Origin of the sequence: Mycobacterium sp. SMC-11, assembly GCF_046250095.1 — a bacterium.
Taxonomy (GTDB): Bacteria; Actinomycetota; Actinomycetes; order Mycobacteriales; family Mycobacteriaceae; genus Mycobacterium; species Mycobacterium heraklionense_A.
Window position 1 is genome coordinate 4,432,440 of record NZ_CP176430.1, and the last position, 24,118, is coordinate 4,456,557.

Consider the following 24,118-nt stretch of genomic DNA (forward strand, 5'->3'; position numbering starts at 1 on the left):
GTAGACGGCCCCGGCCTACGTTGGCGGCGTGCGCGTACCAGTTCTTGTCCGTGTCGGTATCGCGATCACCACCGGCCTGGTGGTGGCCGCCGCGGTGCCGAGCGCCCCGCTCGCTCCCTTGGCCTCGGCAGCCCCCGGCAACATCGCCGGGATGATCGTGTTCCTCGACCCCGGCCACAGCGGCGCGGGTGACCCCGCCGCCCTGTCGCGTCAGGTGCCCAACGGCCGGGGCGGCACCAAGAACTGCCAGACCAGCGGCACCGCGACCAACTCCGGCTACCCCGAGCACAGCTTCGCCTGGGACACCACGCTGCGGATCCGCCAAGCCCTCAACTCCGCCGGGGTCCGCACCGCGATGTCGCGAGGTGACGACAACGGACCGGCTCCGTGCATCGACGCACGCGCCGCGGCGGCCAATGCGCTGCACCCCAATGCCATCGTGTCCATCCACGCCGACGGCGGACAGCCCGCCGGCCGCGGATTCCACGTCAACTACTCCGCACCCCCGCTGAACCCGGCCCAGGAGGGACCGGCGGTACGGTTCGCCCAGATCATGCGCAGCCAGTTGCAGGCCGCGGGCATTCCGCCGGCCAACTACATCGGCACCGACGGGTTGAAGGGTCGCGCCGACCTGGCCGGGCTCAACCTGGCCGAATACCCCTCGATCCTCGTCGAGCTGGGCAACATGAAAAACGCCACCGACGCGGCCCTGATGGAGAGCCCAGCGGGCCGCCAGCGTTACGCCGACGCCGTGGCTCGCGGCATCGCCAGCTTCCTGAGCGCTCAGACACAAGTGCCCTAACTCGCAGCGCTGCGGCGTGCACGTCCGCCGATCCGCCGTTAGCGTGGGAGGTGATGTCCGTTCGGCCGGCCGATACACCGACATCCCACGCGCGGGGGGTGCGCCGGCTGCTGGACAGCTACCGCAACATCCCCGCGGACGAATCGGTCCGACTGGCCAAGCCCACCTCCAACCTGTTTCGGGCACGCGCGAAGCGCCAAGCACCCGGTCTGGACACCTCGGGTCTGGTGAGCGTCATTGCCATCGACCCGGAGAACCGCACCGCCGACGTCGACGGCATGTGCACCTATGAGGATCTGGTCGCCGCCACCCTCCCCTACGGCCTGGCACCGTTGGTGGTCCCGCAGCTCAAGACGATCACCGTCGGCGGTGCGGTCAGCGGCCTGGGAATCGAATCGGCGTCGTTTCGCAACGGGCTTCCCCACGAGTCGGTGCTGGAGATGGACGTGCTCACCGGCGACGGCGAACTGTTGACGGTATCGCGCGACCAGCATGAGGATCTGTTCCACGCGTTTCCGAATTCCTATGGCACGCTCGGGTATTCGACGCGCCTGCGGATCGAACTGGAGGCCGTCAAGCCGTTCGTCGCGTTGCGGCACGTCCGCTTCGATTCCCTGGACGAGCTGGTCGCCACGATGGACCGCATCATCGACACCGGCGGGCTCGAAGGCGTTCCGGTGGACTACCTCGACGGCGTGGTGTTCAGCCCCCGGGAGAGTTACCTGTGTGTCGGTATCGCGACCGATTCCCCCGGCGCCGTCAGCGACTACACCGGCCAGCAGATCTACTACCGCTCGATCCGGCACGCACACGGGATCAAAGATGACCGGCTGACCATCCACGACTACCTGTGGCGCTGGGACACCGACTGGTTCTGGTGCTCGCGCGCGTTCGGCGCCCAGCGTCCCCTGGTGCGCCGGTGGTGGCCGCGGCGCTACCGTCGCAGCAGTGTCTACTCGAAACTGATCGCCTACGACCAGCGCTTCGCCATCGCCGACCGGATCGAGAAGCGGCATAACCGCCCGCCTCGTGAGCGGGTGGTGCAGGACATCGAGGTCCCACTGGAGCGCTGCCGGCAATTCCTGGACTGGTTCTTCGCTCACGTTCCGATCGAGCCGGTGTGGTTGTGCCCGCTCCGGCTGCGCGGCGACGAGGAGTGGCCGCTGTACCCGATCCGGTCCAATCGCACCTACGTCAACGTCGGATTCTGGTCATCGGTCCCGGCCGGCGCCACGGAGGGAGCCACCAATCGGCTGATCGAGGCCAAGGTGAGCGAGCTCGACGGCCACAAGTCGTTGTACTCCGACTCTTACTACACCCCCGCGGAGTTTGACGAGCTCTACGGCGGTGAAACCTATCGCCGGATCAAAAAGACTTACGACCCCGACTCGCGGCTACTGGACCTCTACGCCAAGGCGGTGCGACGACGATGACGATCGACAGCGAGCAGGTACGCACTCCGACCGGCAGATTGAGCCTGGCCCAGGTGCTGGAGACCCTGGCCACCGACGGACACCTGCCGCTGCGCTTCACCGCCTACGACGGCAGCAGCACCGGGCCCGAGGACGCCCCCTTGGGCCTGGACCTGCTGACCCCGCGCGGCACCACCTATCTGGCCACCGCCCCCGGCGACCTGGGGATGGCCCGCGCCTACATCTCCGGCGACCTGGGGCTGCACGGCGTGCACCCCGGGGACCCCTATCGGCTGCTCAAGGCACTGGCCGACGAACTGCACTTCAAACGGCCCTCGCCCAGAGTGCTGGCCAACATCGTGCGCTCGATCGGAATCGAACATCTGGTGCCGATCGCCCCGCCGCCCCAAGAGGCACTCCCCCGGTGGCGGCGCATCGCGGAAGGTTTGCGGCACAGCAAGTCTCGGGACGCCGGGGCGATCCATCACCACTACGACGTGTCCAACGACTTCTACGAGTGGGTGCTGGGGCCGTCGATGACCTACACCTGCGCGGTCTATCCAACCCAGGACGCGACGCTGGAGCAGGCGCAGGAGAACAAGTACCGGCTGATCTTCGACAAGCTGCGGTTGAGCCCCGGCGACGTGCTGCTCGACGTGGGCTGCGGCTGGGGAGGCATGGTGCGCTACGCGGCGCGGCACGGGGTGCGCGCCATCGGGGCGACGCTGTCGGCCGAGCAGGCCCAGTGGGCGCAGCGCGCGATCGCCGACGCCGGCCTGTCCGACCGCGCCGAGGTGCGGCACTGCGACTACCGCGACGTCGGCGAATCCGGATTCGACGCGGTCTCCTCGATCGGGATGACCGAACACATCGGGGTGGCCAACTACCCCGCCTACTTCGGATTCCTCAAATCCAAGCTGCGTCCCGGCGGCCTGCTGCTCAACCACTGCATCACCCGGGCGGACAACAAATCCAGTGCGACCGCGGGCGATTTCATCGACCGCTATGTGTTCCCCGATGGGGAGCTGGCCGGATCCGGCCGGATCATCAGCGAGATCCAGGACGTCGGCCTAGAGGTACTGCACACCGAGAATCTGCGCAACCACTACGAGCTGACCCTGCGCGACTGGTGCGCCAACCTGGTGGCGCACTGGGACGACGCCGTGGCCGAGGTCGGGCTGGCCACCGCCAAGGTGTGGGGCCTGTACATGGCCGGTTCCCGGCTGGGCTTCGAGCACAACGGCATTCAGCTTCATCACGCGCTGGCGGTCAACGGCGCCGACGGCGCCGGCCTGCCGCTGCGGCCGTGGTGGCGGCCCTAAAAGCCCTAGCGGCTCTGGCGGCGCGCGAAGGCCGGGGCCCGCTCCGGGCGCACGCCCACACCGACCAGGTAGGCCGGAATCGCCGAGAGCCAGGGCAACATCGCGAACAGCCTGCCCACGCTCGCCGGCGGGCTGAGGTTCTGGCCGCGCAGGATGGGATTCAGCGCCCGGTGCGCTGCCCGCTGCACCGATTGGGTGACGACGGTGGGCAGCTGCCGGCGTCGCTGCACGGCGGCCAGATCCCGAACGGTCACCCGCCCGCGCCGTAGCGGCTCGGCCAGGATGGTCGCAGCGGCCACCGCATCCTGCACCGCCAGATTGATACCGACCCCACCCACCGGCGACATGGCGTGTGCGGCGTCGCCGATGCACAAGAGCCCGTCAATGCTCCAGTGCCGCAACCGATTCACCCGCACATCGAGGTGTTTGACGTCGTCCAGGCTCTGCAGCGCCTCCACCGAATCCGCGGCCTCGGGAATGAGCTCGACCACGTCGCGACGGAATCCCTCGATACCGCGCGCTCGCTTGTCGGCGTCGGTGCCCTTGCGCCCCAGGTAGGCGACCTGAAAGTAACTGTCGCGCGGAATCATGATCGCGGCCCGGCCCGGTCCGAGGCGCGGCAACAAGGTGGGCTGGGCGGCGCGGTCGTTCGGCAGCCGGAACCACCACACATCGAAGTTCACCGGAAACTCGCGTGAGTGCAGGCCCGCCTCATGCCGCGCGACCGACCAGCGCCCGTCGCAGGCCACCGTGAGATCGGCACGCAGTTCGCCGGTGCGCTCGCCAGCGCGGTAACGCACCCCGGCCACCCGACCGTTCTCGTGCAGCAGCCCGGTGACCTCGGTCAGCATTCGCAAGGTGAACGTCGGCTCGGTCTGCGCGGACTCGGCGAGCAGGTTGAGCAGGTCCCACTGCGGCACCATCGCAACATAGGGGTGCGGCTGGCGACGCAGCCGGCCGAAATCGACCACCGTGACGTCGCGCCCGGCCACGTCGAGGCTGACCTGATGGATCTCACTGTGCCCCAGCGTCGTGAAGCGCTCCCAGAGCCCGAGCTCATCAAGAAGGCGCAGGGTGGTGGGGTGCACGGTGTCGCCACGGAAATCGCGCAGAAAGTCGGCGTGCTTCTCCAGCAGCGTCACTTCTACGCCAGCCCGGGCCAGCAACAAACCGAGAACCATGCCTGCCGGTCCGCCACCGACGATCGCACAGGTGGTTGCTTCGGTCATATCGCCCATAGAAGTGCGACGTTACCTGTGTTTGAGATGCCCCCCAGGCGGTTATCCGCATCTCGGCAAGGGGGGTTCATACCATGGCGACCAAAACACTGACCAAAAGCACGAAAACCACCAACGGCAAGCTCGGTTTGGCCGAGATTCTGATGCTCCTTGCGGGCGGAGGCCAGCCACCGCTGAAGATCTCCGCCTACGACGGCAGCAGCGTCGGACCCAGCGACACGGAGCTGGGCGTCGATCTGCTGAACCCCCGCGCCACCGCCTATCTGGCCACGTCACTCGGTCAGCTCGGGATCGCCCGCGCCTACGTCGCCGGCGATCTGGAGCTGCGCGGCGTGCACCCCGGCAATCCGTACCCGGTGCTCAACGCCATGGCGGACCTGGAGTTCAAGCACCCGTCGCCCCGCGAGCTGGCCAACATCGTCCGTTCCATCGGGCTGAAGAACCTGAAGCCCGTACCGCCACCGCCGGAGGAAGCCCCACCCCGATGGCGTCGCACCGCGGAGGGACTGCGGCATTCCAAGGCGCGCGACGCCGACGCGATCCATCACCACTACGACGTCTCCAACACCTTCTATGAGTGGGTGCTTGGCCCGTCGATGACCTACAGCTGTGCGATCTACCCCAATCCCGATGCGAGCCTGGAGGAAGCGCAGGAGAACAAGTACCGACTGATCTTCGAAAAGCTGCGCCTGCAAGCCGGCGACCGGCTGCTCGATGTGGGCTGCGGCTGGGGCGGAATGGTGCGCTACGCCGCCCGCCGCGGCGTTCAGGCGCTGGGGGTGAGCCTGTCGGCCGAACAGGTCGAGTGGGCACGAAGGGCCATCGCCGACGAGGGGCTCGCGGGCCTGGCCGAGGTGCGGCACTGCGACTACCGCGACATCCGCGAGGACGGGTTCGACGCCATCTCATCGATCGGGGTGAGCGAGCACATCGGGGTGAAGAACTACCGCTCCTACTTCGGCTTCCTCAAGTCGAAGTTGCGCACCGGCGGGTTGCTGCTCAATCAGTGCGTGACGCTGCCGGACAACTCGATCTACCGCGGCGACGCCTTCACCGACCGTTATGTCTTCCCCGACGGCGAGATCACCGGCTCAGGCCGCGTCATCTCCGACATTCAGCAGACCGGGCTCGAAGTGCTGCACGAGGAGGACTTCCGCCACCACTACGCGATGACGCTGCGGCAGTGGGGCCGCAACCTGGTGGCGCACTGGGACGAGGCCGTCGCCGAGGTCGGGCTGGGCCGGGCCAAGGTGTGGGGGCTCTACATGGCGGCGTCGGTGCTGTGCTTCGAGCGCAACCTGTTCCAGCTGCATCAGGTGTTGGCCAGCAACGTCGACCGTGACGGTGACGACGACCTGCCGCTGCGGCCTTGGTGGCAGCCCTAGCCGATCAGTCGCCGCTGATCCGGCGGGCGCCCAACTCGTTCTGCAACAACTCCAGGGCCACTTCTTCGGGGTCGCGACGAGGTGGTGCACCGGAGGCGTCTGCCGTGTTTTCCAAAGCCTCGGCCAGCATGGCCTCCTCGTCGGCGCGGCGCGCCGACTCCACGTCGACCTGAGCGGGCACCGCCGACTGGCCCGCGTCTGGAGCGGGTCCGCCGGCCTCACAGCGCACCCGCCAGTTCACCCCGAGGGCGTCCTTGAGCGCCTCGACGATGACGTCGGCGTTGCGCTGCTCGGAGAGCCGCCGGGCCAGCGGGGCGGACTCGTGACTGAGCACCAGCGTGTTGCCGTCCACGGTGCGCACGGTCGCGCCGGCGAGCATCACCTCGGTGGTGCGGCTGCGCTGACGAACCTTGTCGCGCACCGTGGTCCACATCGCGCGTACGGCGGCGGCATCGGGCTCGCCCGGAGTCACCACCGCAGCGGGTGCGGGTGCCGGCGGCGCGGCGGCAGGCTCCGGTTCGGGCGGCGGCGCGGGGGCCGGCGCGGGTGGTGCAGCGGGTTCGGGTTCGGGCACCGTCGTGGCGGGTGCCGGCACCGGCTCGGGAGGGGGCGCGGCAGCGGGCGCCGGCGCGGGCGCGGGCTCAGCGGCCCGGGTAGAGCGACGGGTGAACTGCTTGGGGGGTGACGCGGCGGGTGCCGCTGGCGCAGGGGCAGCGGCCGGCGCCGGCGAGCTCGCGGCGGGGGCGGCCCCGGTCCGTGCGGGCGCCGCCGGGATCGACATGTCCAGTCGGCCCTCGATGCGCTCAACCCGTTGCAGCAGTGCGGCTTCGGTGTCGGCTGCCGACGGCAGCAGCAGCCGGGCGCACACCACCTCCAGCAGCAACCGGGGCGCGGTCGCGCCGCGCATCTCGCCGAGGCCGGCGTGCACCACCTCGGCATAACGGGCCAAGGTCGCCGGGCCCAGCCGGGCGGCCTGCTCATACATCCGCTCCAGCATGTCTTCGGGCGCGTCGACCACACCCTTGGCGACCGCGTCGGGGACCGCCTGCAGCACGATCAGGTCCCGAAACCGCTCCAGCAGGTCGATGGCGAACCGGCGCGGGTCGTGGCCGGCGTCAACGACCGCCTCCACCGCTCCGAACAGCGATGCGGCGTCCCCGGCGGCCAGGGCGTCGACCGCCTCGTCGATCAGTGCGACATCGGTGGCCCCCAACAGGCCGAGCGCGCGCTGGTAGTGGACGTGGTTGATCCCGTCGGCGCCCTTCTCCGAGCCGGCCAGCAGCTGGTCGAGCACCGACAGGGTGTCGCGTGGCGAGCCGCCACCGGCACGGATCACCAGGGGATAGACAGCGTCGTCGACGGCGACCTGCTCCTGCTCGCAGATCCGGCCGATCAGCTCTCGCATGGTCCGCGGCGCGAGCAGCCGGAACGGGTAGTGGTGGGTGCGCGACCGGATGGTCGGCAGCACCTTCTCGGGCTCGGTGGTGGCGAACACGAAGATCAGGTGGTCGGGCGGCTCCTCGACGATCTTGAGCAGCGCGTTGAAACCCGCGGTGGTCACCATGTGCGCTTCGTCGATGATGAAGATCCGGTAGCGCGACTGGGCGGGCGCGTAGAAGGCGCGATCGCGCAGATCGCGGGTGTCGTCGACGCCACCGTGGCTGGCCGCGTCGAGTTCGACGACGTCAATGCTGCCCGGGCCGTTGGGGGCCAACGCCACGCACGAGTCACACGTTCCGCACGGCGTCGGCGTCGGCCCCTGCGCACAGTTCAGCGATCGGGCCAGGATGCGCGCCGACGAGGTCTTGCCGCACCCGCGAGGTCCCGAAAACAGGTAGGCGTGGTTGATCCGGCCCGCCGACAACGCGGTGCACAGGGGTTCGGTGACGTGCTCCTGCCCCACCACTTCGGCGAAGGATGCCGGCCGGTATTTGCGGTAGAGCGCCACGCCAGCAGGGTACTTGCTCGGCCCGACGGCGGTGCAGGCCCGGCAGCCGAAGCGCTACGGCTTCGGACGCAGATACCCCAGCGTGTTCCACATCGGGCTGACGTCACGCCAGTTCAGCGTCACGAACAACCGGCCGCTGGAGTTCTGTTCGGCGACCTCGTACTGAAGCAGGCTGCCGCTGCCCCGCACGGCCGTGACGACCCCGGCATGGCCGTGTTCACTGACATACCCACCGGGGCCATAGACCACGACATCCCCGACCCGCGGCGCGTTCAGACCGCCGTCGAATGGCACCTGGTCGAAGTATTGGCCCAGACCGTTGGTGGGGAAATGCTCGTAGAGGTCGAAGGCGTTGCCGCTGGGGTCTCTGTTTTGCCAGGAACCCAGCGCCTGAATGTACTGCTGCACGAGCGGATAACACTGGCCGTCGCCGTACATGACCGGATTTCCCAGTGCACCCTCGGCGGCATCGTGACGGAAGGCGTCGAGTTGTTCGGCGGCCCTCGGCGGCAATGCCCCGGGCTCCTCGGGCCCGACCTGCACCGGCGCAGGGTCGACCGGCCGATCGGGCACCGCGTGGGCCGCGGGAATCTGGCCCAGCACACAGAACGCTGCCGTCAGTACTGCGCAGCCCCAGGCACGCGGCATGTCAGCCCAACAGGTGCTCGGCGGCGGCCAGCAGCGCACAGGTGGCCAGACCGTCAACGGCGTTGCGCAGGTCCTCGAGGGACGGGAACGACGGGGCGATCCGAATGTTCTTGTCGTCGGGGTCCTTGCGGTACGGGAACGACGCACCGGCTTCGGTGACCGCGATGCCGGCATCCTTGGCCAGCGCCACGGTGCGTCGGGCGGTGCCCGGCCAGACATCCAGGCTGATGAAGTAGCCGCCCTTGGGGTCGGTCCACGACGCGATCTTGGAGTCACCGAGTCGGTTCTCCAGAATCTCGGCGGCCAACTCGAACTTGGGCGCCAGGATCTCCTGGTGGCGGCGCATGTGCAGCCGCACGCCGTCAGCGTCGCCGAAGAACCGCAGGTGACGCAGCTGGTTGACCTTGTCCGGGCCGATCGAGCGCTTCCCGGCGTACTGCAAGTACCAGGCGATGTTGCCCAGCGAGCCACCGAAGAAGCTGACGCCGGCTCCGGCGAAGGTGATCTTCGAGGTGGAGGCGAACACGTACGGCCGGTTCGGGTTGCCCGCCGCCGCGGCCAGCCCGAGCACATCGATCTGGTGGGGGAACTCGGTGGTCAGGGTGTGCACCGCGTAGGCGTTGTCCCAGAACAGCCGGAAGTCGGGGGCGGCGGTCTTCATCTGCACCAGCCGGCGCACGGTCTCCCAGGAGTAGGTGATGCCGGTCGGGTTGCCGAACACCGGCACGGTCCACATGCCCTTGATGGCCGGGTCGGCGGCGACGAGTTCTTCGATCAGGTCGACGTCCGGGCCGTCCTCGCGCATCGGGACCGGGATCATCTCGATGCCCAGGGTCTCGGTGATCGCGAAGTGCCGGTCGTAGCCGGGCACCGGGCACAGGAACTTAATGCCGTCTTGCTCCTGCCCCCAGGGCCGCGGCGAGTCCACACCGCCGTGCAGCATCGAGTAGACGACGACGTCGTGCATGAATTCGAGGCTGGCGTTGTTGCCGGCGATCAGGTTGGGCACCGCGATGCCGAGCAGCTCCCCGAAGATGGAGCGCAGCTCGGGTAGGCCGTGCAGGCCGCCGTAGTTGCGGGTGTCGGTGCCGTCGTCACCGCGGTAGTCGTCCGGGCCGGGCAGGGCCAGCAGTCCGTTGGCGAGGTCGAGCTGCTCGGGCGCCGGCTTGCCGCGGGTGAGGTCCAGTGCGAGCTTCTTGGCCTGCAGCTCGGCGTAGTCTCGCTGGTAGCGCTCATATTGCGCGGTCAGGTCGGCACGGTTGAGGGTATGCAGCGACACGGGTGCGCCTTTCAACGTCGAAGGCCCGAGATATAAGGGGACCCCGCGCACCCGCCAGAGCCCATTGACCCTTGCTGCCTTCCGGCCCTGGGGGAGTTCACAGGATGGACGCCGCGCGGGGTCCACGGGCAAGTCTAGCGGGGGTCGCGAGCGCGGCGAAGCCGGGCGCTGCGGGCCACCGCGGAGGCGGGCAGGAAGAGGAGTGCGCGAGGCACGCACGGGACTCAGCTACCATTGCCGACGGAGGATTCGCCTAGTGGCCTATGGCGCTCGCCTGGAACGCGGGTTGGGTTAATAGCCCTCAGGGGTTCAAATCCCCTATCCTCCGCACCCGATTCAGGTGCGGCCGGACCGAAAGATCGAGGTCCGGCCGCACCTGAATCACTAGCTGACGAGCATGGGAGGTGGCGTGAGTCGTACCGTCGCCACGGTTTGGCACGCGTCGCTCTCGACTCTCGCCGCCATCCTCTATTTCCTCTTTGTCCTGCCGCGGTGGTGGGAGCTAACCGGCTTCAGCCCGCACGTGCTGGGCACCGTGATGCGAGTCCTCCTCGGACTGCTGGTCGGGGCGACGGCCCTGCCGGTAGCAGCGGTGTTGAAGCAGTCCCGCAAGCCCGAGTACGGCACCCCGCAGCTTGCGCTGTCGCTGCGGACCGGCTCGATCGTGGCGCACCTGGTGGCCGCAGTGTTGATCGCCGGCACCGCGGTCAGTGAGATCTGGTTGTCGCTGGACAGCTTCGGTGTGTGGCTGTTCGGGATCTACGGCGCCGCTGCCGCGATCGCCCTGTTGGGGATCGGCGCGTTCTACCTGGCATTCGTCGCTGAACTGCCGCCGCCGCCGCCCAAACCGATCAAGCCCAAGGCCGAGAAGCAGCCCAAGCGCGGGCGCCGCCGGGGTAAGAAGTCCGACGACGCAAAGGCCGAGGACGCTGAGGACGCTGAGGACACCGAGGGCCCTGAGGACTCCGAGGAGGCTGACACCGACGAGTCCGACGACAACGCCGACGCTGACGCCGCGGTTGACGAGGAGCCTGAAGCCACTGAGATCGTCGAGTCGACGGGCGAAGAAGCGGGCGAGTCGGCCTCAACCGGCGAGGACAAGTTGCGCCCGTCCGGCAAGCGCCGGGCGAAAAAGGGCCAGTAAGCCCGATCCGCCGCGGCTACCCTGTTCGCTATGGCCGAGAACCTCGGCGGTTCAGCGAGGCTCGACGGAGGAGAGGCGAAGCTGGAACCGCCGCATGGACCCGGCGGTTCAGCGAGGCTCGACGGAGGAGAGGCGAAGCTGGAACCGCCGCATGGACCCGGCGGTTCAGCGAGGCTCGACGGAGGAGAGGCGAAGCTGGAACCGCCGCATCAACGCGGTGCCTTCGCGGATGCGGCGCGCGCGCGTGAAGAGGCGCTCGCGAACCGGCTGGCCACATCGGTAGCAGCCGACAAAGAGCTCCAGACGATCCTGCAACAGGCCGTACGTAATGCCGTGAGTTCACGGCAACGCCTCGACGCCATCGAGGCCGAGATCCGCGAAACGGCCGCCACCTGGCCAGGACTGGACACCCCCACCGGTTCCCGGCAGTTCCAGCGATTCCTCACCGCCAAGACCCGCGAGATCCACCGGGTGGTCTCCGACGCCGCCGCCGACAGCCGCCACCGGTCGCAGCTGGCGCAGACCCTGACCAACCACTACAAGCTGGGCAGCGGTGAGGACGACCAGGACCCGCATATCCGACTGGTGGACAACACCATTCCCGCTGACGGCGAGCAGCCCCGCGATCCCACCATCGCCGGCGTGGGCAGCCCACCGATGCCGGAGAAGCAGGACGGTTCGCCGTATGACCTGGGCGCGACGATCCCGGGCACCGGCATCGTCATCACCGGCGACCCGGAGAGCGGCCACCCCCGCCTGCACACCCCCGGCAAGCCCGACATCGACAATCCGTTCCCCGTCGACGAGGGTTTCCGGGCACTACCGACCGGCACCGCCGTCGGCCCCGACGGCCAGCAATACGCCTTCTACAGTGTGCGCCCCTACGGGCCCGGCACCTCACCCGAGAACTACATCGCGCCAGAATCGCGGGTCCAGAATCTGGCCGATCCGGCAACGGATTTGGGGCCGCTGCTGGGCACCCCGCTCGGCTCGGACACCAAGGTGGGCATCTCCCAGGCCAGCGGCGTCTACGACCCGGCATCCGGAACCATGATGATCGTTGGCAACGTCGGCCAGGACGGTCAGCGCGCCCTGTGGCAGTCGGCCCCGGTCGGCGCCGGTGACCCGCCGAATGCCTGGATGAACAGCCTGCACGAGGTCGGCACCTTCAACAACCTCGGTCCGGCCGATCGGGAGAATCAGATTGTGTCGCTGCCCCAGGGCGGGTATCTGTTGACCAGCGCCAGCGACGACGGCCAGGTCGTGGGCGTCACCGCGGGCAGCCCACAGGGACTGCTGCAGGCTCCCTCGCAGGAGCTCACCGGCCCCGGATTCATCCCAAGCCCCGGTAATGAGCCGGCCGTCCCGTACGGGCCGAGCATCGTCAACATCGAGACGCTTCCCAACGGGCAAGAGCAGGTCACGATGCGGGTCAGCACGTGGCCGAGGCCCGAGGGCTGGCCGAGCGGGCCGGATGCGCCGCCACCGCCTTATCACCCGCGGACCTACACCACCACGTTCAACATCGACCGGTAGCGCAGGCGGGACCGGGAGGGCCCTAGAACCTCTAGAACGCCGTGCTGCCCGACGGGCTCAGCACGAAGCCGTGATGCCCCAGCGAGGTGTCCAGGCAGGCGACAAGCTGATCGGTGCCCACCGCGCAGGTGACATTGCCGTACGACAACTTCTGCCCGACGCCCAGGAAGGCTCCGTTGGAGAACTGGCGACCGCAACCGGTCGATTCGCGGTTCAGCCGCAGCCCCGCCGCGCCCTGCGAGCGCACTGTCCCGATCACACAGCCGCCCGGCACGGGGGCGCCCGAGCCCAGCGGCGCGTTGGCCAAGCCCGGCATATCGCCGTCGCACATGATGGCCTGCGACGATCCGGCGGGCGGGTCGACGGCGTCGAATTGGCAGGCGACGTTGTAGGGGGTGGAGAAGTTCACCCACCGCCCCGGCCCCTTGGGGCCCGTCGAGATGTAGTTGTCCACCGGGACCGCGGTGAAGTCGTCGAAGTTGGGGAACCCCGCAGGTTGCGCGCCCGCCGGTGATCCCGGGGCCCCGAGAAACAGGCCGCCCACCGCGCCGGCGACGAGCAGAACCCGCATGACTCGACGGGTGGAACCGTTCATCGGTCTCCTGTTACGGCTTGGGGGCCCAGTCCCACACCGACATGTCGTCGCGCGGGTACTGACTGCAGGCCTCGGTCGACTTGGCGACGACGCCCTTGTTGTTGAAGAAGATCTTGGCGTGGTTGGGCCACGACACCGTCAGCGGGTCGGCGAAATTGGTCGCCAACTCCTCGGAGTAGGCCCGGCGCTGATCGGGGTTCAGCGAGAAGAACCAGTGCATCTTGTCGATGGTGGCCTGCTGCACCTGGACCGGCTTGTTGTGCATGTCGATCATGTAGCGCTCGTAGTAGATCGGCGACAGGTCGCGGCTGGCGGCCAGCATCTGCTCGGCACTGCAGTCGGTGCGAATCACGCGACGCGGGATCGGGAAGTCGTCGGTCGCGTCGGCGGAGGCGGTGGCGGGCAACAGCACCGCGGCCACGGCTGCGCCGGCGGCGGCAGCGGTCACGACGATGCCCCGCAGAATCGAGCGGTGCGTACGCATGGAGTCCACTGTAGCCATTCCCCGGCCCTTTCACTCTGTCAGTTTTCGGACGCTAAACCCGCCGGTGAGACCGCTGAGTCGGGTGAAGCAGGTGAGGCGAAAGCGCCAGCAAATGGCCGCTTAGCCATCCGAACTCAGTAAGCAATGCTACATAACTTTAGCCATGCTACCTAACTAGTTTTCCGGGCCTGAGCATGCGATCGCTCACACTCGACTACCGCTTGTGGGCCAGCTCCTCGGTGTCATCCCCTCGTGCGAGCGCGGCGGCGTCTCGATGCCGGGCGGCTTTCCCGCCGACGTGCGGCAGCACGTTGATTGGCCACCAGAACCAGCGCCCCAGCAGCGCCGCTATCGACGGAGTCATGAACGCCCGCACGATCAACGTGTCGAACATCAGCCCCAACCCGATAGTGGTGCCGATCTGTCCGATGATGCGCAGGTCACTGACCGCCATCGACGTCATGGTGAAGGCGAACACCAGCCCGGCCGACGTCACCACCTTCCCGGTGCCGCCCATCGCGCGGATGATGCCGGTATGCAGTCCGGCGTGGATCTCCTCTTTGAACCGGGCCACCAATAGCAGGTTGTAGTCCGAGCCCACCGCCAGCAGGATGATGACCGACATCACCAGCACCAGCCAGTGCAGCTGCATGCCGATGAGGTACTGCCAGAACAGCACCGACAGCCCGAACGACGCACCCAGCGACAACGCCACGGTGCCGACGATCACCAACGCCGCGATCAGGGCGCGGGTGATCAGCAACATGATGATGAAAATCAGGCACAGCGAGGCGATTCCGGCGATCAGCAGGTCGTAGTTGGAACCGTCGTGCATGTCCTTGAACAGTGACGCTGTCCCACCGAGATAGATCTTGGCGTCTTCGAGCGGCGTGCCCTTGAGCGCTTCCTCTGCCGCGACGCGGATCTTGTCGATGTGCGAAATGCCTTCGGCCGTAGCCGGATTGCCCCGGTGCGAGATCATCATCCGGACGGCCTTGCCATCCGGGGAGATGAACATTTTCATGGCCCGCTTGAAGTCCGGGTTTTCGAACACCTCCGGCGGCAGGTAGAACGAATCGTCGTTCTTGGACTCGTCGAACGCCTTGCCCATCGCGGTGGCGTTGTCGCTCATCTCGTCCATCTGATCGAAGATCCCGGACATGGTGCTGTGCATCGTCAGCATCATGGTCCGCATGGTCTCCATGGTGTCGATCATCGGCGGGAAGGTGCTCAGCATCTGCGGCATCAGGGCGTCCATGTCGCCCATGTGCGCGATCATCTTGTCCATGCTCTCGCTCATCGGATCAACGCTGTCGACCATGTCGAACGCCGAGCGCAGCGAGAAGCAGATCGGAATGTCGTAGCAGTGCGGTTCCCAGTAGAAGTAATTGCGGATCGGCCGCCAGAAGTCTTCGAAATCGGCGATGTGGTCCCGGATCTCGTAGATCTGGGCCTGTAGGTCGTCCATGTCGACGACCATGTCGTGGGTGATGCCGGCCAGTTGGCTCATGTGGCCATACATCTGGCGCATGGTGGCGATGGTCTGGGCCATCGCCTCGGCCTGGGTCAGCATGTCGTCCATGCGTTTCTTCTGGAACTGCATGGTCTGCAGCTGGCCGGCGTTCTGCATGCTGATCTGGAACGGGATCGAGGTGTGTTCCAGCGGGGTGCCCTGCGGGCGGGTGATCGCCTGAACCCGGGAGATCCCGACGACCTTGAACACCGACTTGGCCAGCTTGTCGATGATCAGGAAGTCCGACGGGTTGCGCATGTCGTGGTCGGACTCGATCAGCAGTATCTCGGGCATCATTCGGGACTGCGAGAAATGCCGGTCCGCTGCGGCGAATCCTTCGTTGGCGGGGATGTCGGTGGGAATGTACTTCCGGTCGTCGTAGGCCGGCTGATATCCCGGCAGCGTCAGTAGGCCGACGGCCGCGACCGCCAGGGAGGCGACCAGAACCGGACCCGGCCAGCGGACGATCACCGTCGCCACCCGCCGCCAGCCGCGGGTGCTCGTCGCGCGCTTGGGGTCGAACAGGCCGAACCGGCTGCCGACCGTGATGATCGCCGGGCCCAGCGTCAACGCCGCGGTGACCGAGATGAGCATGCCCACCGCGCACGGGATGCCCAGCGTGACGAAGTAGGGCATCCGGGTGAAGTGCAGGCAGAACACCGCCCCGGCGATGGTCAGGCCCGAGCCCAGGATGACGTGCGCGACGCCTTCAAAAGCCGTGTAGTACGCCGATTCCCGGTCTTCGCCGGCTTGGCGCGCCTCGTGGTAGCGGCCGATCAGGAAGATCGCATAGTCGGTGCCGGCGGCAATCGCCAGCGAGACCAGCAGGTTGACGGCGAACGTCGTCAAGCCGACCCAGTGGTGATGTCCCATGAACGCCACCACTCCGCTGGCGGCGTTGAGCTCCATGTAGACCATGCCCAGCAGCAGCGCCACCGTGATGATCGACCGGTAGACGAGCAACAGCATGGTCAGGATCACCAGGATGGTGACCATCATCATCTTGAACATCGACTTGTCGCCGGCGTGGTTCATGTCCTTGGCCAGCGCCGCGGTGCCGGTCACGTAGACCTTCAGCCCGGGCGGGGTCTGGACCGAGTCCACGATCTGCCGAACGGATTCGACGGAGTCGTTCGCGGCCGCCTGGCCGATGTTGCCGACCAGGTTCAGTTGCACGTACGTCGCTCGGCCGTCGGGGCTTTGGGCGCCGACGGCAGTCATCGGGTCACCCCAGAAGTCCTGCACGTGCTGGACGTGTGCGGTGTCGGCCTTGAGCTTCTCGACCACTTCGGCGTAGTACTCGTGCTCGGCATCGCCCAGCTCGTGGTCGGACTCCAGCACGACCATCGCAGTGCTGTCGGAGTCCGACTCCTGGAAGACCCTGCCCATCTCGGTCATGGCCTGCATGGACGGGGCGTCCTTGGGGCTCGCCGAAACGGCGTTCTGCTTACCGACCTCCTCCAGGGGCGGGACGGTGGTGACGAGCACCGCGATCAGCGCCAGCCACGCCAGGATGATCGGTATGGCGAACCGGCGGATGGTCCGCGCGATGAACGGTCGCTCCGGCGCGGCGCCGGCGCCGGGGGTGCTGGGCTGGCTCATGCCGCCTTCAGCAGGCAGAAGGTGTAGGCGTTGACCTCGTTGGAGATCCGTTCCGCCTTCACTTCTCCGTCCACCGTGATGCGGCAGCCGATGCTGTTGCTATTGCCTTGGGCCATGATGCTTCCCACTACCGCGGGAAGGGTGGTGACGATTTCGAGGTGCCACGGCAGCGTGGCGTCGGAGACGCGTTGCGGTTCGGAGTTGACGTCGAAGTAGCTGATGTCGGCCACCGTTCCTGGCGGGCCGAAGATTTCGTACGTCAACCGCTTGGGGTTGAACGGCTTGGTTTCGTCGTTCTGACCGTCGGAATAGGAAGGGCGCTTCTCAGAGGCGAAGAGGCCGTGGATGCGCGTCACGGCGAATGCGGCAACACAGACCACCGCCAAGATCACCAGGGGTATCCACACCCGGCTCAGTACCTTGAAAATCGAAGTCCCCTCACACCAGCAAGCTTTGGATACCCTAACCCACATCAACGTGCGTAAACGCACGCTACAGCACTCCCACGGAGGCCTGCAACGCACATCTTGTGCGTTATCCTCTCGCTGTGCGGCAGGTCGCCTTCAAACGCGCCCGCAGCGACGCGAACAAGCGTCAGCGGGCTGAAGCGTTGATGGAGGCCGCCCGCTCGGTTGCAATAGAGACCGGCGTGGCATCGGTGACCCTGACCGCCGTGGCCAGCAGGGCCGGGGTGCACCACTCCGCGGTGCGGCGCTACTTCAGCTCGCACAAAGAAGTGCTGCTGCGCCTGGCCGCCGAAAGCTGGGAAGGCTGGTCAGACACCGTTTGCACCGCATTGCAACAGTCCGAAACGATGTCGCCGGAGCGGGTGGCCGCCACCCTGGCCAGCGGATTGGCCGCAGACCCGTTGTTCTGCGACATGCTGGCCAACTTGCATTTGCACCTCGACCATGAAGTAGACGCCGAGCGGGTGATCGAGATCCGACGAAAGATCACCGCGGCGGGGCTGACCATGGCCGACGCCCTGCTGCAGGCACTCCCCCGACTGGGCAAGCAAGGTGCCTTCGACCTGTTGTTGGCGTCCTATTCGCTGGCAGCGCCGTTGTGGCAGGTTGCGCACCCACCGACGAAACTGGCCGACGCTTATGCCGCCGAGCGGCAGGTACCACCGGAGTGGAACCTGGACTTCACCACCGCGTTGACCCGACTGCTCACCGCCACCTGCGTCGGACTGCTGGCGTCCTCCAACTGACTCAGTCCGATTTCTCCCGGCTGGGCTGCACCCGCTTGGGTTCACCCGGCATCTTCGGGTAATTCGGCGGGTAGGGCATGTCCCCCAGCCCCCGGGCTTCGTCGGCAGCCACCATGTCGAGCAACGGCTCGAGGGACTGTTCGAGGTCGTCGATGGTGCTCCACGGGTCACCTCGGCGCGCAATCAGGTCGGGCACCGTGCTGATGGTGTAGTCGTCCGGATCGGCGCCATCGGCCAGCTCGTCCCACGTCAACGGCGTCGAGACGGTCGCGATCGGCGTGGCCCGCACCGAGTAAGCCGAAGCCATGGTGCGGTCGCGGGCGTTCTGGTTGAAGTCGACGAAGATCCGCGCGCCCCTTTCTTCCTTCCACCACGAGGCGGTGACCGCGTCCGGTGCGCGCCGCTCGATCTCGCGGGCCAGCGCGATACCGGCCCGGCGGACCTCGATGAAATCCCAGTCGGTCTTGATCCGCAGGTAGACGTGCAGGCCGCGGCCGCCGGAGGTCTTGACGTAGCCGATGAGCCCGAGCTCGTCGAGCAGCGGGCGCACCACCTCCAACGCGACCGCCCGTGCCTCGGCGAAGCCGGTACCGGGCTGCGGGTCCAGGTCGATGCGCAGCTCATCGGGGTGGTCGGTGTCGGGGCAGCGCACCGGCCAGGGATGGAAGGTCACGGTGCTCATCTGCACGGCCCACAGGATGTCGGCGGGCCGGGTGACCTTGAGGACGTCGGCGGTGCGGCCGGACGGGAACGTCACCTGGCAGGACTGCAGGCTGTCCGGACGACCCCGCGGCAGCCGCTTTTGGTAAACCTCGTCGGCCTCGATGCCATCGGGGAACCGCTGCAGATGGCTGGGCCGGTCGGCCAGGGCGTGCAGCAGCGGCCCGCCCGCCACCGCCAGGTAGTAGTCGGCCAGCGCCCGCTTGGTGCCGCCGCCGCCCAACCGAGGGAAATACACCTTGTCGCCGCTGGTGAAACGGACGGCGGTGCCATCGACCTGCAACTCCTCCGGGCTGGCCATCTCAGGTCTCCAGTACGTCGGCGAGGTCGTAGTTCAGCGGCACCTCGAGCTGGTCGAAGGTGCAGCTGGCCGGATCGCGGTCGGGGCGCCACCGCAGCAGCTTCACCGTGTGCCGGAAGCGGTCCCCTTCCATCTGGTCATAGGCGACCTCGGCGACACGCTCGGGCCGGATCGGCACCCACTGCTTGTCGGCCGCCGAGTTCCACCGGCTGGCCTCGCCCTCGCGGACGTCACCGAGGCGCAGCGGTTCCAGCTCGGCCAGAAGCTTGAGCCGATCGGCGTCGGAGAACGCCGACGAGCCGCCGACCATCATCAGTTCGCCGTCGGGGCGATACAGGCCCAGCAGCAGCGAGCCGATGCCGACACCGCTTTTGTGGATGCGGTAGCCCATCACCACGCAGTCGGCGTCGCGGTGATGTTTGACCTTGATCATGTCGCGCTTGCCGGGCAGGTAGGGCCCGTCGGTCCGCTTGGCGACCACCCCGTCCAGCCCGGCGCCCTCGAAGGTGGTGAGCCAGCGCGTGGCCAGTTCGGGGTCGGCGGTGGCGCGGGTGACGTGGCAACTGCGGCCACCGGTGATCAGGTCGGCCAGCGCCTCGCGGCGCACCTGGAACGGCTCGTCGAGCAGCGAGGCCGAACCGGTGGCCAGCGCGTCGAAACCGATGAACTGTGCCGGGGTCTGCTCGGCGAGCATCTGCACGCGGCTCTGGGCGGGATGGATCCGCTGACTCAGCGACTCCCAGTCCAGCCGGGTCCGCCCGCCGATCTGCCGCGGCACCACCACCTCGCCGTCGAGCACACAGCGCGGGGCGGTCTCGGCGCGCAGCGCCTCCAGCAGCTCCGGGAAGTACCGGCTCAGCGGTTTGCCGTTGCGGGACTGCAGCAGCACATCGTCGCGGTCGCGGAACACGATCGCGCGAAAGCCGTCCCATTTGGGTTCATAGCTCCAGGCGCCCGGTTGGTCGGGAACCTTGGCGGCCGCCTTGGCGAGCATCGGGGCTACCGGTGAGGCCACGGGCAGGTCCATGGTGTCCATCATGGGCGGTGGAGTCTCAGCGGCGCAGGAACTCCACGATGTGGCGGGCGAGTTCTTCGCCGGCATCCTCCTGCAGGAAGTGCCCGGCGTCGTGAATCATCGGGTGCGCCCGGCCGTGCGCACCGGCCATCTCGCGCTCGAAGATCGGCGCCATGGCCCCGGTGATCGGGTCGCCGTCACTGAACGCGACCAGCATCGGGGTCTGCGAGGCGCACAGCGCAGCCCAGGCCGCCCGGTTGGCCGGGGCCGCGGGATCCTCGGGCGTGGTCGGGATCAGCGACGGCATGGTCCGGGGACCGACGCAGTAACTGTCGTCGGGGAACGGGGCGTCGTAGCCGGCCCGCACGGCGTCGCTCATCGGCCGGCGGCATCCGGCCTGCACGAACCATCCGACGTTGATCGTCGGTGCGCTCTGGATCGCCTCCCGGAAGCGCCACCAGACCTTCGGCATCGGAATGTCCCCGGTGGGCAGACCGGTGTTGGCCACGACCACGCGGGCGAACCGGTCCGGGTTCTCCGCGAGCACCCGCAGCCCGATCAGCCCGCCCCAGTCCTGGCACACCAGCGTGACGTTGCGCAGGTCGAGGACGTCGAACGCCAGCGCACGCATCCATTCGACATGGCGCGCATAGGTGTGGTCCTGCGCGTGGGTCGGCTTGTCCGACCGGCCGAATCCGACCAGGTCCGGACAGATCACCCGATACCCGGCCTCGGCCAGGATCGGCATCATCTTGCGGTACAGGTACGACCACGACGGTTCGCCGTGCAGCATCAGGATCGGGTCCCCGTCTTCGGGGCCGTCTTGAACCCACGCCACCCGCAGTGTGCCGCCGGGCTCGTCCTCGTCCAGGTCGTCGAGGTCGCAGAACTGCGGCGGGTAGGGGAAATCCGGGAGGCCGGCGAACCGGTCGTCGGGGGTTCGCAGGGTCTGCATGAGGCGACGATACCGCGTCGGCATATACCCCCGGGGGTGTCTGATAGACTGGGTTCAACGCGACCAAGGAGGTCTGGAATGTCCGTGGCAATGAGCACAGCAGTGACCGGCGCCGATTTCGACGCAGTCACCGCGAAGACCCGAGAGATTTTGAAGGACAACGGCTTCGGCGTGCTGACCGAAATCGATATGCAGGCAACATTGAAAGCCAAGCTCGGCGAGGAGATGGAGCGCTACCTGATCCTGGGTGCCTGCAATCCACCGCTGGCCCACCGGGCCGTGACCGCCGAGAAGCGCATCGGGGTGCTGCTGCCCTGCAACGTCGTGGTCCGCGAAGACACCGAGCGGCCGGGCACGGTGCTGGTGGAGGCCATGAATCCGCAACTGATGGCCCAGGTCATCGACAATCCGGCGTTGGCAGCGATCGCCGACGAGGTGAGCGAGAAAATCCGCACCGTCATCGATACGCTGGCGGTTGCGTTGCGCACCCCCTGAAAGGAACCGCCGATGTGCTACCCCGTGCCCTGCCGAGTCTGCGGTAAGACCACCTGGGACGGGTGCGGCGAGCACATCGCAGAGGTGAAGGCTCAGGTGCCTCCGGAGCAGTGGTGCGCCGGCCACTCGGAGACGCAACGCTCCTAGTCACGCCGCTGGGGGTACGGATTATGGTGTGGGCATGCCAGAGCAGTACATTCCAAAAACGCCCACCCTGGTGGACTTGCTTCGGCTGCAGGCCGACCGATACGGGGACAAAGTCGCGTTCAGCTTCGCCCCCGACGGCAAGACCGTCAGCGCCACCCTGACCTACCGGGAACTCGACACTCGGGCACGGGCAATCGCATCCAACCTGCAACGTCAGGGGGCTGCGGGGCAGCGGGCACTGGTGATCTGCCGACCGGGCCTGGACAACATCGTCAGCTTCTTCGGCTGCTTTTTCGCCGGGGTGACTGCGGTGCCAGTGGATACTCCGCTGCCGCGCCTGAAATTGGTCGCGCCCGACGCGCAAGCCTCCTTCGCGGTCGCGACCTCCGCTACCCAAAAACAACTGCAGGCAGTGGCCGGCGATGTGCCCGGTATGTCAGCTTTGCGGTGGTGCGCCACCGACCAAGCGGGCGATCCCGATGATTGGCAACCGCCCGCCATCGACCCGAGCACCACGGCCTTGATCCAGTACACCTCCGGTTCGACCAAATCACCCAAGGGTGTGGTGGTGACCCACGGCAACCTCATGCACAACTTGGAAGCCATTCGGCGGGCCTGGCGCGGCGACGAGAACGAGATCAACGTCTACTTTCTGCCGCAGCAGCATGACATGGGACTGATCGGCGGCGTACTGGAGATGATCTACGTCGGCTGCAGCGCCGTGTTGATGTCCCCGATCGTCTTCTTCCAGCGGCCGATGGCGTGGTTGGAAGCGATGTCTCACTATCGCGCGACCACGACCGCGGCGCCGAACGCCGCCTACCGGTTGTGTGTCAAACAAAGCACCCCCGAACAACGTGCGGCACTGGATCTCTCGCACTGGACCACTGCAGCGATCAGTTCCGAGCAGATAGACGCACAGACGATGGCGGAGTTCGCCGACGCCTTCGCTCCGTCAGGGTTCCGGCTGGAAGCGTTTCGTCCGGCCTACGGGCTGGCCGAGGCGACCCTGTTGGTCACCGGAGACCCCGGTCCTGGTGTCGCCGGCGTCCGATACATAGACCGCGCAGCGCTGAGCCAAAACCGAGCGGTCGATGCCAGCACCGACGACGGCCTCGCACTGGTCAGCTGTGGTCCCCCGGTGTTCGGCCAGCGGGTCGTGATCGTTGATCCGGAGACCCGCCAACAACTCGGACCCGATGAGGTCGGCGAGATCTGGGTATCGGGGCTCAGCGTTACCCAGGGCTACTGGTCACGGCCGGAGGAGAATGCGCATTCGTTCGCCGGGTTCTTGGCAGACACCGGCGAGGGCCCCTTCCTGCGCACCGGCGACATGGGATTCTTGTGCAAAGGCGAGGTATTCGTCACCGGACGGTGGAATGACCTCATCACCATCGGCGACAGCAACTATTTCCCGAACAACATCGAGCCGACGGTGCAAGGCAGCCATCCCGCATTGCTACCCGACCGCGGCGCGGTCTTCGCGGTGCAACCGAAACCGAATGCCGACAGCCGCCTGGTGATCGTGCAGGAACTGGACTATCGGCTGCAGGTCGCCGAGAGCGACTATGCCGGAATCATGGAGTCCATCCGCGCGGCGGTCAGCCAGCAGCACGGTTTGGACGCCGATGACGTATTGCTGGTGCCGGCGATGCGGGTGCCCACCACCTCAAGCGGCAAGATTCAACGGGGCGAATGCCGGCGACAGTTCCTCGCCGGCGAACTCAATGCGCTGGCGCAGTGGCACGCTCCAGCGGTGCCGGCCGTACGGCACCCGCAGGCACCCGGCGCAACCGGAGCGAGCACGCTGGCCCGGATGATCGTTTCCAGCTTGGCGCAGCGCCGTCAGCAGCAACAAGGCACACCGCCAAATCCCGCCAACAATTAGGACTGCGTAGCCCCTAGGTAGTCGACCAGTCGGTCGAGGATGGGCCGCTGCCCGGCCAACAACTTGATTCGCGCCTGGGGCACCGAGAACCAGCCGACCCGGTCAACCTCGGGAAACTCCCGTCGTTGGCCCGACCGCGGCGGCCACTCCAGTTCGAAGGTGTTGCTGCGGGCGTCGGTCACGTCGAGGTCGCCGCCGACGGCGAACACCGTGACCACCTTTCCGCCGGCCTGGCGCACCTCACCCAGATCAGCGCGCTCGCCGTCCGGCGGCTGCAGGCCAAGCTCCTCGGCGAATTCACGTCGCGCGGTGTCCCACGGGTCCTCACCCTCGGGTTGTTCACCCTTGGGGATCGACCAGGCCCCGTCGTCCTTGCGCGCCCAGAACGGGCCACCGGGGTGGGCGATCAACACCTCGACTCCGCCGTCGGCGCTCGGCCGGTACACCAGCAGCCCCGCGCTGCGCTTGGCCACGTC

At 67.4% G+C, this 24,118-nt stretch carries 21 protein-coding genes, 1 tRNA gene and 1 other RNA gene; 10 read left to right on the forward strand and 13 right to left on the reverse strand.

Annotation, left to right across the window (positions count from 1 at the left end; genetic code table 11):
* Positions 1-28: 28 nt before the first annotated feature.
* Genes ACKY0X_RS21015 through ACKY0X_RS21025 form a run of 3 tightly spaced genes read left to right on the forward strand, consistent with a single transcriptional unit; the run spans position 29 to position 3,536 of the window.
* Positions 29-802 carry an Rv3717 family N-acetylmuramoyl-L-alanine amidase gene (locus ACKY0X_RS21015; RefSeq protein ID WP_065040205.1) on the forward strand — a complete coding sequence of 258 codons (774 nt, stop codon included), beginning with the start codon at positions 29-31 and terminating at the stop codon, positions 800-802.
* 53 nt (positions 803-855) lie between these two features.
* Positions 856-2,235 (forward strand): FAD-binding oxidoreductase, encoded by a 1,380-nt coding sequence (locus ACKY0X_RS21020; RefSeq protein WP_409427558.1) that lies wholly within the window; start codon positions 856-858, stop codon positions 2,233-2,235.
* Complete coding sequence (locus tag ACKY0X_RS21025) at positions 2,232-3,536, forward strand: class I SAM-dependent methyltransferase (protein WP_409427559.1); 1,305 nt, start codon at positions 2,232-2,234, stop codon at positions 3,534-3,536. Before ACKY0X_RS21020 ends, ACKY0X_RS21025 begins: the two co-directional genes overlap by 4 nt.
* Before the next feature lie 5 nt (positions 3,537-3,541).
* Here the strand turns inward: ACKY0X_RS21025 and ACKY0X_RS21030 are convergent, their stop codons facing one another.
* Positions 3,542-4,765 carry an FAD-dependent oxidoreductase gene (locus ACKY0X_RS21030; protein WP_409427560.1) on the reverse strand — a complete coding sequence of 408 codons (1,224 nt, stop codon included), beginning with the start codon at positions 4,763-4,765 and terminating at the stop codon, positions 3,542-3,544.
* A gap of 83 nt (positions 4,766-4,848) precedes the next feature.
* Between ACKY0X_RS21030 and ACKY0X_RS21035 the strand changes: the two genes are divergently transcribed.
* Positions 4,849-6,159, forward strand: coding sequence for a class I SAM-dependent methyltransferase (locus tag ACKY0X_RS21035; protein ID WP_409427561.1), 1,311 nt, complete (start codon positions 4,849-4,851; stop codon positions 6,157-6,159).
* A 4-nt stretch (positions 6,160-6,163) separates the two neighbouring features.
* On the opposite strand, the gene ACKY0X_RS21040 is transcribed toward ACKY0X_RS21035, so the two are convergent.
* The 4 genes from ACKY0X_RS21040 to ffs all read right to left on the reverse strand — a co-directional run bounded on the left by ACKY0X_RS21040 (position 6,164) and on the right by ffs (position 10,161).
* Positions 6,164-8,107, reverse strand: coding sequence for a DNA polymerase III subunits gamma/tau (locus tag ACKY0X_RS21040; RefSeq protein ID WP_409427562.1), 1,944 nt, complete (start codon positions 8,105-8,107; stop codon positions 6,164-6,166).
* A gap of 54 nt (positions 8,108-8,161) precedes the next feature.
* Positions 8,162-8,755 carry a CHAP domain-containing protein gene (locus tag ACKY0X_RS21045; RefSeq protein ID WP_409427563.1) on the reverse strand — a complete coding sequence of 198 codons (594 nt, stop codon included), beginning with the start codon at positions 8,753-8,755 and terminating at the stop codon, positions 8,162-8,164.
* Between the two features lies 1 nt (position 8,756).
* Positions 8,757-10,034, reverse strand: coding sequence for an aminotransferase class I/II-fold pyridoxal phosphate-dependent enzyme (locus ACKY0X_RS21050; protein ID WP_409427564.1), 1,278 nt, complete (start codon positions 10,032-10,034; stop codon positions 8,757-8,759).
* A gap of 32 nt (positions 10,035-10,066) precedes the next feature.
* Positions 10,067-10,161: signal recognition particle sRNA small type (gene ffs / locus ACKY0X_RS21055), an RNA gene on the reverse strand.
* A 115-nt stretch (positions 10,162-10,276) separates the two neighbouring features.
* On the opposite strand from ffs, the gene ACKY0X_RS21060 reads away from it, so the two are divergent.
* From ACKY0X_RS21060 to ACKY0X_RS21070, 3 genes are all read left to right on the forward strand, one after another.
* Positions 10,277-10,362, forward strand: a tRNA-Ser gene (locus ACKY0X_RS21060).
* 81 nt (positions 10,363-10,443) lie between these two features.
* The gene (locus ACKY0X_RS21065) at positions 10,444-11,178 is read left to right on the forward strand and encodes a hypothetical protein (RefSeq protein ID WP_409427565.1); all 735 of its coding nucleotides are present in this window, start codon (positions 10,444-10,446) and stop codon (positions 11,176-11,178) included.
* Between the two features lie 30 nt (positions 11,179-11,208).
* Positions 11,209-12,714 (forward strand): DUF4226 domain-containing protein, encoded by a 1,506-nt coding sequence (locus ACKY0X_RS21070; RefSeq protein WP_409427566.1) that lies wholly within the window; start codon positions 11,209-11,211, stop codon positions 12,712-12,714.
* 31 nt (positions 12,715-12,745) lie between these two features.
* Here ACKY0X_RS21070 and ACKY0X_RS21075 read toward each other — a convergent pair whose 3' ends face one another.
* From ACKY0X_RS21075 to ACKY0X_RS21090, 4 genes are all read right to left on the reverse strand, one after another.
* Positions 12,746-13,309 (reverse strand): hypothetical protein, encoded by a 564-nt coding sequence (locus ACKY0X_RS21075; RefSeq protein WP_409427567.1) that lies wholly within the window; start codon positions 13,307-13,309, stop codon positions 12,746-12,748.
* Positions 13,310-13,319: 10 nt separating this feature from the next.
* Positions 13,320-13,793 (reverse strand): DUF5078 domain-containing protein, encoded by a 474-nt coding sequence (locus tag ACKY0X_RS21080; RefSeq protein WP_373693076.1) that lies wholly within the window; start codon positions 13,791-13,793, stop codon positions 13,320-13,322.
* Between the two features lie 214 nt (positions 13,794-14,007).
* On the reverse strand, positions 14,008-16,908 hold the full coding sequence (locus ACKY0X_RS21085; RefSeq protein WP_409427568.1) for an RND family transporter: 2,901 nt from the start codon (positions 16,906-16,908) through the stop codon (positions 14,008-14,010).
* Positions 16,905-17,381, reverse strand: a complete 477-nt coding sequence (locus tag ACKY0X_RS21090; protein ID WP_065040214.1) for an MmpS family protein — start codon at positions 17,379-17,381, stop codon at positions 16,905-16,907. The genes ACKY0X_RS21085 and ACKY0X_RS21090 overlap by 4 nt, the downstream gene beginning before the upstream one ends.
* A gap of 56 nt (positions 17,382-17,437) precedes the next feature.
* Between ACKY0X_RS21090 and ACKY0X_RS21095 the strand changes: the two genes are divergently transcribed.
* The gene (locus ACKY0X_RS21095; RefSeq protein WP_409427569.1) at positions 17,438-18,121 is read left to right on the forward strand and encodes a TetR family transcriptional regulator; all 684 of its coding nucleotides are present in this window, start codon (positions 17,438-17,440) and stop codon (positions 18,119-18,121) included.
* 1 nt (position 18,122) lies between these two features.
* Here ACKY0X_RS21095 and ACKY0X_RS21100 read toward each other — a convergent pair whose 3' ends face one another.
* Genes ACKY0X_RS21100 through ACKY0X_RS21110 form a run of 3 tightly spaced genes read right to left on the reverse strand, consistent with a single transcriptional unit; the run spans position 18,123 to position 21,112 of the window.
* The gene (locus tag ACKY0X_RS21100) at positions 18,123-19,142 is read right to left on the reverse strand and encodes a DNA polymerase domain-containing protein (protein WP_409427570.1); all 1,020 of its coding nucleotides are present in this window, start codon (positions 19,140-19,142) and stop codon (positions 18,123-18,125) included.
* A 1-nt stretch (position 19,143) separates the two neighbouring features.
* On the reverse strand, positions 19,144-20,178 hold the full coding sequence (locus tag ACKY0X_RS21105; protein WP_409429727.1) for an ATP-dependent DNA ligase: 1,035 nt from the start codon (positions 20,176-20,178) through the stop codon (positions 19,144-19,146).
* 16 nt (positions 20,179-20,194) lie between these two features.
* The gene (locus ACKY0X_RS21110) at positions 20,195-21,112 is read right to left on the reverse strand and encodes a haloalkane dehalogenase (protein WP_409427571.1); all 918 of its coding nucleotides are present in this window, start codon (positions 21,110-21,112) and stop codon (positions 20,195-20,197) included.
* A gap of 78 nt (positions 21,113-21,190) precedes the next feature.
* Here ACKY0X_RS21110 and ACKY0X_RS21115 point away from each other — a divergent pair, with 78 nt between their 5' ends.
* Together ACKY0X_RS21115 and ACKY0X_RS21120 are read left to right on the forward strand one after the other, a co-directional pair.
* Complete coding sequence (locus tag ACKY0X_RS21115) at positions 21,191-21,607, forward strand: DUF302 domain-containing protein (protein WP_409427572.1); 417 nt, start codon at positions 21,191-21,193, stop codon at positions 21,605-21,607.
* A gap of 181 nt (positions 21,608-21,788) precedes the next feature.
* Positions 21,789-23,642, forward strand: a complete 1,854-nt coding sequence (locus tag ACKY0X_RS21120) for a fatty acyl-AMP ligase (RefSeq protein WP_409427573.1) — start codon at positions 21,789-21,791, stop codon at positions 23,640-23,642.
* Here ACKY0X_RS21120 and ACKY0X_RS21125 read toward each other — a convergent pair.
* Positions 23,639-24,115: an NUDIX domain-containing protein gene (locus tag ACKY0X_RS21125; protein ID WP_409427574.1), complete on the reverse strand. Its 477-nt coding sequence runs from the start codon at positions 24,113-24,115 to the stop codon at positions 23,639-23,641. The genes ACKY0X_RS21120 and ACKY0X_RS21125 overlap by 4 nt on opposite strands.
* Between the last annotated feature and the right edge of the window lie 3 nt (positions 24,116-24,118).

Coding starts and splice junctions, on each gene's coding strand:
- ACKY0X_RS21020 (WP_409427558.1), top strand. CDS start 856: ATGTCCGTTCGGCCGGCCGATACACCGACATCCCACGCGCGGGGGGTG.
- ACKY0X_RS21025 (WP_409427559.1), top strand. CDS start 2,232: ATGACGATCGACAGCGAGCAGGTACGCACTCCGACCGGCAGATTGAGC.
- ACKY0X_RS21030 (WP_409427560.1), bottom strand. CDS start 4,765: ATGACCGAAGCAACCACCTGTGCGATCGTCGGTGGCGGACCGGCAGGC.
- ACKY0X_RS21035 (WP_409427561.1), top strand. CDS start 4,849: ATGGCGACCAAAACACTGACCAAAAGCACGAAAACCACCAACGGCAAG.
- ACKY0X_RS21045 (WP_409427563.1), bottom strand. CDS start 8,755: ATGCCGCGTGCCTGGGGCTGCGCAGTACTGACGGCAGCGTTCTGTGTG.
- ACKY0X_RS21070 (WP_409427566.1), top strand. CDS start 11,209: ATGGCCGAGAACCTCGGCGGTTCAGCGAGGCTCGACGGAGGAGAGGCG.
- ACKY0X_RS21075 (WP_409427567.1), bottom strand. CDS start 13,309: ATGAACGGTTCCACCCGTCGAGTCATGCGGGTTCTGCTCGTCGCCGGC.
- ACKY0X_RS21080 (WP_373693076.1), bottom strand. CDS start 13,793: ATGCGTACGCACCGCTCGATTCTGCGGGGCATCGTCGTGACCGCTGCC.
- ACKY0X_RS21085 (WP_409427568.1), bottom strand. CDS start 16,908: ATGAGCCAGCCCAGCACCCCCGGCGCCGGCGCCGCGCCGGAGCGACCG.
- ACKY0X_RS21090 (WP_065040214.1), bottom strand. CDS start 17,381: ATGTGGGTTAGGGTATCCAAAGCTTGCTGGTGTGAGGGGACTTCGATT.
- ACKY0X_RS21100 (WP_409427570.1), bottom strand. CDS start 19,142: ATGGCCAGCCCGGAGGAGTTGCAGGTCGATGGCACCGCCGTCCGTTTC.
- ACKY0X_RS21105 (WP_409429727.1), bottom strand. CDS start 20,178: ATGGACACCATGGACCTGCCCGTGGCCTCACCGGTAGCCCCGATGCTC.
- ACKY0X_RS21110 (WP_409427571.1), bottom strand. CDS start 21,112: ATGCAGACCCTGCGAACCCCCGACGACCGGTTCGCCGGCCTCCCGGAT.
- ACKY0X_RS21115 (WP_409427572.1), top strand. CDS start 21,191: ATGTCCGTGGCAATGAGCACAGCAGTGACCGGCGCCGATTTCGACGCA.
- ACKY0X_RS21120 (WP_409427573.1), top strand. CDS start 21,789: ATGCCAGAGCAGTACATTCCAAAAACGCCCACCCTGGTGGACTTGCTT.